This window comes from Microvirga splendida (genome assembly GCF_016427565.1).
GTDB classification, from domain to species: Bacteria; Pseudomonadota; Alphaproteobacteria; order Rhizobiales; family Beijerinckiaceae; genus Microvirga; species Microvirga splendida.
The window spans coordinates 83587-91056 of the sequence record NZ_JAELXT010000019.1; the positions used below are offsets into that span (position 1 = coordinate 83587).

Below are 7470 nucleotides of genomic sequence, written 5' to 3' on the forward strand. Positions count from 1 at the left end.
CACCGTCATCCCAGGGCGGCTTCAGCCGAGCCCGGGATCCATAACCGCTAACGGTGCAGAAGGAAGCGCGACGCTGATCGCCCCAACTTGGAACGTCATGGTTCTGGATCCCCCTGCGCGGGATGACACCCATGAGGTTCAGGCGCCACATTCGCAGGAACAGCAGATCGCGCGTTGGACGGGGCAAACAAAAAGCCCGGCGCGACGGCCGGGCTTTGCTTTACTGAGCAGACAGAAGGCTTATCCCTGCACGAGGCGCGGGCCGCCCGTGACCGGGTTCTCGTTCTCGGCCAGGATGCCGAGGCGGCGGGCCACTTCCGAATAGGCCTCCACCAGCCCGCCCATGTCCCGGCGGAACCGGTCCTTGTCGAGCTTGTCCTTGGACTTGATGTCCCAGAGGCGGCAGGAATCTGGGGAGATCTCGTCGGCCACGACGATGCGCATCATCTCGCCCTCCCACAGACGGCCCGTCTCCAGCTTGAAGTCGACGAGGCGGATGCCGACGCCGAGGAAGAGGCCGGACAGGAAGTCGTTGACCCGGATGGCCAGCGCCATGATGTCGTCGATCTCCTGGGGCGAGGCCCAGCCGAAGGCCGTGATGTGCTCCTCAGAGACCATGGGGTCGTTGAGAGCATCGTTCTTGTAATAGAATTCGATGATCGAGCGGGGAAGCTGCGTGCCCTCCTCGATGCCGAGCCGGGTGGCGAGTGAACCCGCCGCGACGTTGCGCACGACCACCTGCAGCGGAATGATCTCCACCTCGCGAATCAGCTGCTCGCGCATGTTGAGGCGGCGGATGAAGTGGGTCGGGATGCCGATGTCGTTCAGATGCTGGAAGAGGTATTCCGAGATCCGGTTGTTGAGCACGCCCTTGCCGTCGATCACTTCATGCTTCTTGGCATTCGCGGTGACATTGAAGGCGGTGGCGTCATCCTTGAAGTGCTGGATGAGCGTGCCGGGTTCCGGGCCCTCATAAAGGACCTTCGCCTTGCCCTCATAGATGCGACGGCGACGATTCATAGGCGTGTACCGTGGTTTGAGAAAATCCATGTGCCGTGGCTCCTGGGGGTGGTCATTTTGTAGATCCGCGGCTGGCGAAGGCGCGGCTTTCCGCCGGCGCTCCGCTCCTGGGGCAACCTATCCGATCCCTCGGGCAAGCACAACGCGGGGAGAGTGCAGCAGGGCTGCAGCCCGTTCAAAGCACCGATCTTAAGATGGGGAGCGTCTGGCGGCGGCGCGAGTGCGCCCTTATATCGCATGAAGATAAAGCCAAGGGAGGAGACCCGATGACCCTGTTCAACGAGCGTGAGGATGCCTTCGAGAAGCAGTTCGCTCACGACGAGGAATTGCGCTTCAAGGCCACGGCGCGCCGGAACAAGCTGCTGGGCCTCTGGGTGGCCGAGCGCCTTGGCAAATCGGGAGAGGATGCCGAGACCTATGCCAGGAGCGTGGTTCTGGCCGATTTCGAGGAGGCGGGCGATGCGGATGTCCTGCGCAAGGTGCGCCAGGATCTGGAGGGCGCCGGCCGCCCCGTCGGCGAGGCCGAACTGAAGGACAAGGTGGCGCAGCTCAACGCCCGCGCCGTCGAGGAGATCAAGGCAGGCCGGTAGGCCTCGCTCCGACCCATCTCTCACGTCACCATCCCCCAAAAATCCCGCCGAAAGGGCGCCATGCTGACCAATCCCCTGTTCCCCGAGCGCCTCAAAGGCGGCACGCCCCTGTTCACCGCCTGGTGCGGCCTGCCGGATCCGTCCATCGCCGCGACCCTGGCCCGGGAGGGTTTCGATGCTGTGACCCTGGACACGCAGCATGGCTCCATCGACTTCGCCGCAACCCTCCAGGCCATTCCGCTGATCGCGGCGGCGGGAAAGCCGGCCCTGGTCCGCATCCCGGTCGGGGAGTTCGCTACGGCGTCGCGCTATCTCGACGCCGGCGCCTCGGGCATCATCGCCCCCATGATCAACACGGTCGAGGATGCCCGCCGTCTTGCCGCCTTCACGAAGTTCCCGCCGGTGGGCGAGCGGAGCTGGGGCGCCTACGGGGCGCTGGCGCTCTCGCGATTGGAGCCGGGCGATTATCTCCGGACGGCCAATAATCTGGCCGCCTCCTTCGCCATGGTGGAGACCCGGGAGGCGCTCGCCATCATCGACGACATCCTGGCCGTACCGGGGATCGACGGAGTCTTCATCGGCCCGTCCGACCTGTCGATCGCGCTGTCCGGTGGGAAGGGGGTCGACCCGACCAGCGCCGAGGTGGACAAGGCCCTGGACCATGCCCTGGCCCGGGTGAAGGCCGCCGGCAAGATCGCCGCCATCTATGCGGTCTCGGGCCCGCGGGCGGCGGAGCTCGCCGCCAAGGGCTTCCATCTGGTCGCCATCGGCAGCGACATGTCCATGCTGCGCGCAGGGGCTCATGCGGCCCTGGCCGCCGCCAGGGCTTAAGTCCCTCCAGGAGAAGGCTATGCTGCCGGCCCTCAGGCCGGCGCTCCCTCCCGGGCCTTGACCATTCGGTAATGGGCCCAGAGCACCTTCGCGGCGACGCCGCGCCAGGGCCGCCAGCGCTCGGCCAGGGCGTTGAGCGCCTTGGCATCCGGCCTCTGCTCCAGCCCGTAGGCCAGGCGGGCGGCCTCCTGCACGGCCAGGTCCCCGCCGGGAAAGGCATCCGGGTGGCCCAGGCAGAAGAGCAGGTAGATGTCGGCGGTCCAGGGGCCGATCCCCTTCACCCGCGTGAGAAGATTGTGCGCCTCGTCGGCGGGAAAGCCGGGGAGATCGGCGAGCGGCAGCCGCCCGTCGATGATCTCCGTCGCGACCGTGCGAAGGGTCCGGACCTTGCCGGCCGACAGGCCTGCGGCCCGAAGATCCTCGTCGGACAGATCCAGAAATCTCTGCGGGGTCGGAGGTTCGAGGATGGCCCGAAGCCTGCCCCAGATGGCCGCGGCGCTCGCGGTGGAGACCTGCTGGCCCACCACGATCCAGGCCAGACCCTCGAAACCGGGCGGGCGCTTGCGGAGCTGCGGCGTGACGCCATCGGCCTTAAGCCGCGCCATCACCGGGTCCGCCTTCGCCAGCGCCGTCAGGCCCCTCTTGAGAACCGCGTCCGTTTCGAGGAGGGTGGCCATTCCTTCGCGCTCCTTATTCCACGCAGGCCCCCGTGACGAAGCCCGTCTTCCGATTCGCCCCCAGCCCCAACGGCCGGCTGCACCTGGGCCATGCCTATTCGGCCCTGCTCAATGCCGATTTCGCGCGACGCTACAATGGGCGCCTGCTGCTGCGCATCGAGGATATTGATACCACACGCTGCCGTCCCGAGTTCGAGGCGACGATCCACGAGGATCTCGCCTGGCTCGGACTGGCCTGGGAGGAGCCGGTCCGGCGGCAGTCGGACCATTTCGACGATTATCGCGCCGCCTTCCGCACCCTGAAGGGGAGGGGAGTTGTCTATGCGTGCTTCTGCTCCCGCCGGGACATCGCGGAGGCGGTTGCCTGCCGGGAGGCGGAGACCGGCGAGCCCTGGCCGCGCGATCCGGACGGCGCCCCGCTCTATCCCGGCACCTGCCGGGGCTTGCCGGCGGGCGAGATCGAACGGCGCATCGCAGCCGGCGAGCCCCATGCCTGGCGGCTCGCCATGGGGGCTCTGCAGAAACTCCTGCCGGGGCCTCACAGTTATTGCAGGTTCGACCGCGAGGGCGCCGAGGAGAGGGTGGCGGCCGATCCCTGGCGCTGGGGCGATGCGGTCGTCGTGCGCAAGGATACGCCGACGAGCTACCATCTCTCCGTGGTGGTTGACGATGCGCTCCAGGGCGTCACCCATGTGGTTCGCGGCCAGGACCTCGAGGCCGCCACCGATCTCCATGTCCTGCTGCAGGCCCTGCTCGGGCTCCCGACGCCCCTCTACCATCACCACGGGCTCGTGCTCGATCCCGGTGGCGACAAGCTGGCGAAGAGCCGCCAGTCGCAGTCCCTGGCGGAGCTGCGGGAGGCGGGCGCCTCGCCGCAGGCCGTTCGCGAGAGGCTGGGATTCTGAACCTCAGCCAATCCCTAGTACATAAAGCCAGACGAGGGTGCTCCCCAGGGCCAGGAAGGTCGAGAGGGTCACGGCGCTCGACGCCAGGGCCACGCCCTCGCCATAGCGCTCCGCGAACAGATAGGCGTTGATGCCGGACGGGCAGGAGGCGAAGAGCACCGCCACGCCTGCCCAGACCGGCGGCATCTGGAAGACCTGGGTGGCGAGCAGCAGCACCACAAGCGGATGCACCACGAGCTTCAGGAACGAGATCAGGGTCGGCAGCTTCCAGCCCATCTGCAGGCCGTAGCGGCGAAGGGCAATGCCCATGGAAATCAGCGCGCAGGGCACGGCCGCGCTCGCGAGCAGATCCATCACCTGCCAGGCCGGAGCCGGCACATAGGTGGCGATCGGCCGGCAGGCGGATCCGGCCAGGATCCCGACCACGATCGGATGGGTCAGGAGGCGGCGCAGGATGAGGAGCGGCGAGGCCTGCCGTCCCTCGGCCAGGATCGTTGCAAGCGTCATGGTGACGGGAAGATGGACGGCGATCAGGAGGAAGAGCGGCACGGCGCCTTCGTCGCCGTAGGCCTTGAGGATCATCGGGATGCCGACAAACACTGTGTTCGCCTGGCCGGCCGAGAACCCGGCGACCACGCCCGAGACGCCCTTGATGCCGAAGAAGTGCCGGCCGAGGGCGGTGGCCAGAAGCCAGACCACGGCCACGCCGGCGAAATACGAGATCCAGTAGCCCCAAGGCTGAACGTCCGGGATCTCGGCTCTGACGAGCGTGCGAAAAATCAGGCACGGCAGGGACAGGGTGAAGACGAATTCGGACAGCCCCTCGCCGACCCGTTCGGAGACAAGTCCAACCTGGCGCGCGAGATAGCCGATGCCGATCAGGCCGAAGACCGGCAGGACGATCGCGAACAGGTCAAGCATTCAGGGTTATCGGAGTTCGGCGCGCTGGGAGAGGCTGGCCGAGGCCATGCTGTGAGACATCAGCTCGTCGACCTGCTCGCGCTGACGCTTGAACTCCACCAGGCCGCGGCCTTCCAGCTCGCGTCCGCGGGGCAGGCGGATCTTCAACGGATCGACGAAGCTGCCGTTGATGATCACTTCATAATGAAGATGCGGGCCCGTGGAGAGGCCTGAATTGCCCACGTAGCCGATGACCTGCCCCTGCTGCACCCGTTTTCCGGGCGCAATGCCCTTCGCGAAGCTCGACATGTGCGAATAGGCGGTCACATAGCCGTTGGTGTGCTGAAGCTCGACCCGGCGGCCATAGCCGGAATCCCACTCCGCTTTGATCACGGTGCCGTTGCCGGCAGCGATGATGGGGGTACCGACCCTGTGGGCCCAATCGACGCCGGTATGGGGGCGCGAGTAACCCAGAATCGGGTGGAAGCGCGAGCCGAAGCCAGAGCGCAGGATGCCGTCGGCAATAGGCTTGCGGATCAGGAATTTCTTGAGGGAGCGGCCTGTCTCATCGAAGAAATCGACGGTTCCGTCATCGCCCTGGTAGCGGTAGACGCGGCGCTGCTCCCCGCTCACCGTCAGGGAGGCATACAGAATTTCCGGCACCCCGTTCTCGTCATCCGAGCCGAAGAAGAGCTCGAAGGAATCGCCCTGCGAGACGCGGCGCTGAAAATCCACGTCATAGCCGAAGATGCGCACCAACTCGTCCACGGTCTCCCGGGGCAGATCGTTCTTGAGGGCCGTCTCGTAGAGGCTCTCGTAAAGGCGCACACCGCCGCGCGCCTCCTCTTCCTCCTCGTCGGCGGCATCTGCAACCTGCTGAGTCGCGGGATCCTCGGGGGGCGTGACGGACACGAACACGCCGCGATCGTTGGTCGCCGCAATTCCCTCGATGCCCCGCTCTCCGAACGCGATCATGCGCACGATCTGGCGGGGATCGCCCAGGCGGGGGCCCGGGGCGATGAGGATCCGCAGCCGCTGGCCCTCGGTCATGGCTTCCACCCTGATCCGGGCCGAGAGGGCGGAGGTGATGGCGGCGATCTGCTCCGGCGTTGCTCCGTAGCTGCGCAGGGCCGTCTCGAGGGTCTCGCCCTTGACGAGGACCACGTCGCGCTCCTCGATGAGGGGAGGCATGGCCTTCTGCTCTGTCTTCGCGAGGTCGGTCACGTTCTCCGGCACGACCCGAACCTCGATGGTGCTGAAGGGCGCATCGACCACGCGCGCATAGCCGAGGGCATCGCCCAGGGCCTCCGGCGGCCGCAGCGTCCTCGACAGCATCTGCTGGGCGGGAATCGGCACCGTGGTCCGGCGGCCCGCTTCGTTGAAGACCCGGCGTTCCTCTTCCAGGATGGCCAGCACGTCATTGTCGGTCAGCGACGGGGCGCTCGCCTCGATGGCAACCGGAGCAAGATCGCGCCTGAGGACCGAGACATCGGCATCGACGACTTCGGGAGCCGGCTCGACCCGTCCCCCGGTCTCCTCCGCGAACAGGCGCAGGGGATTGAAGGGCGGGATGTCGGTCGCATAGGTGCCGGAGGTGAGCGACAGGTTCGTGGCGACGCGCACGAACTGGCGAACCTTGATGGCCTCGCGCTCGCCGTTGCGGATCGTCATCGGAGCCTTGAAGCTCTGGCGGGCGGAGACCGTATTCTCCGTCATGTTCAGCCGATCGGCCTTGCGGGCCACGTTCGTCGTCCGCTCTTCCTTGGACGAGGCGGCGCGGCCGCTGAGGGCCGCCCGCTCTGGAGGCAGCGCGGAGATCGCCGCACCTTCGAACGTAATATAAATGGAAGCTCCGATCAGGGCGGCGCCCGTCACCCCGGTCAGAACGCTGGCGCCGAGCCAGCGCAGGTTCACCTCCCACTTGTCGACCTCCGGAGCCGCGACGCCGCTGCTGTTCAGAGGAGGCTCATGCCCGAGATCGATGCCGGACGACAGATGCGCCGCGTCCCTGCGGGCGCCTTTGGCATGGCTGTCGTCGGGAGGAAGATGGCTCATGATCCCTGTCATGTGTCGATGCGGGTGGGTTGCTGTCACAGACACCAGAAGGGCTCTAGCACAGGAGACGGCAACCGCACAGATCCATAGATAAGCTTGCGCAGGACGCCAACTCTCCAGGAGGGGAGGCCTGCCGCGGCCCTGCTTCCTGCCTTTCTGTGTCGGCAGTGAGGCAGCGGCCGAAAAACCTGTGCGGCAGGCCCGGAAATCGCCGGACTTCCCGACCTGTCAAAAAACTTTCACAAGCCCGTTGACAGGCCAAAAGGGTTCAGCCTATATACGGCCCATCGACGGCGGCCACTTGGTGGCTGGCGCCAAGAACTTCCTCAGAGACCGGGCTGTTTGGCCTGACTTTAAGTCGGGACCAAAGTCTGTTCTGCGGAAGTGCTTTTTATCGATTGCATCGAAAGATGTGTGCTCTTTGACATTGTTGAGAGGGGAAGAGAAGCGTAGGCGGCGGTGTCCTTGCGGGCAGTTCATTGGACTGCTGTA

Annotated in this window: 7 protein-coding genes; 3 read left to right on the forward strand and 4 right to left on the reverse strand. The window is 66.2% G+C overall.

The window, feature by feature from the left end; all coding sequences use genetic code 11:
• Window positions 1–240: 240 nt before the first annotated feature.
• A complete protein-coding gene (gene purC / locus JAO75_RS16825; RefSeq protein ID WP_199050292.1) occupies window positions 241–1050 on the reverse strand; it encodes a phosphoribosylaminoimidazolesuccinocarboxamide synthase in 810 nt (269 codons plus the stop codon).
• 236 nt (window positions 1051–1286) lie between these two features.
• Here purC and JAO75_RS16830 point away from each other — a divergent pair, with 236 nt between their 5' ends.
• Window positions 1287–1610, forward strand: a complete 324-nt coding sequence (locus JAO75_RS16830; RefSeq protein ID WP_199050293.1) for a DUF1476 domain-containing protein — start codon at window positions 1287–1289, stop codon at window positions 1608–1610.
• A gap of 60 nt (window positions 1611–1670) precedes the next feature.
• Window positions 1671–2441, forward strand: a complete 771-nt coding sequence (locus JAO75_RS16835) for an HpcH/HpaI aldolase family protein (protein ID WP_199050294.1) — start codon at window positions 1671–1673, stop codon at window positions 2439–2441.
• A gap of 32 nt (window positions 2442–2473) precedes the next feature.
• On the opposite strand, the gene JAO75_RS16840 is transcribed toward JAO75_RS16835, so the two are convergent.
• Window positions 2474–3118 carry a DNA-3-methyladenine glycosylase family protein gene (locus tag JAO75_RS16840; protein ID WP_199050295.1) on the reverse strand — a complete coding sequence of 215 codons (645 nt, stop codon included), beginning with the start codon at window positions 3116–3118 and terminating at the stop codon, window positions 2474–2476.
• Window positions 3119–3150: 32 nt separating this feature from the next.
• On the opposite strand from JAO75_RS16840, the gene gluQRS reads away from it, so the two are divergent.
• A complete protein-coding gene (gene gluQRS, locus JAO75_RS16845; protein WP_199050296.1) occupies window positions 3151–4023 on the forward strand; it encodes a tRNA glutamyl-Q(34) synthetase GluQRS in 873 nt (290 codons plus the stop codon).
• Window positions 4024–4026: 3 nt separating this feature from the next.
• Here gluQRS and JAO75_RS16850 read toward each other — a convergent pair whose 3' ends face one another.
• Together JAO75_RS16850 and JAO75_RS16855 are read right to left on the reverse strand one after the other, a co-directional pair.
• Window positions 4027–4944 carry an AEC family transporter gene (locus JAO75_RS16850; RefSeq protein ID WP_199050297.1) on the reverse strand — a complete coding sequence of 306 codons (918 nt, stop codon included), beginning with the start codon at window positions 4942–4944 and terminating at the stop codon, window positions 4027–4029.
• A 6-nt stretch (window positions 4945–4950) separates the two neighbouring features.
• On the reverse strand, window positions 4951–6978 hold the full coding sequence (locus tag JAO75_RS16855; protein WP_199050298.1) for a M23 family metallopeptidase: 2028 nt from the start codon (window positions 6976–6978) through the stop codon (window positions 4951–4953).
• Window positions 6979–7470 lie beyond the last annotated feature (492 nt).

Coding starts and splice junctions, on each gene's coding strand:
- purC (WP_199050292.1), bottom strand. CDS start 1,050: ATGGATTTTCTCAAACCACGGTACACGCCTATGAATCGTCGCCGTCGC.
- JAO75_RS16830 (WP_199050293.1), top strand. CDS start 1,287: ATGACCCTGTTCAACGAGCGTGAGGATGCCTTCGAGAAGCAGTTCGCT.
- JAO75_RS16835 (WP_199050294.1), top strand. CDS start 1,671: ATGCTGACCAATCCCCTGTTCCCCGAGCGCCTCAAAGGCGGCACGCCC.
- JAO75_RS16840 (WP_199050295.1), bottom strand. CDS start 3,118: ATGGCCACCCTCCTCGAAACGGACGCGGTTCTCAAGAGGGGCCTGACG.
- JAO75_RS16850 (WP_199050297.1), bottom strand. CDS start 4,944: ATGCTTGACCTGTTCGCGATCGTCCTGCCGGTCTTCGGCCTGATCGGC.
- JAO75_RS16855 (WP_199050298.1), bottom strand. CDS start 6,978: ATGAGCCATCTTCCTCCCGACGACAGCCATGCCAAAGGCGCCCGCAGG.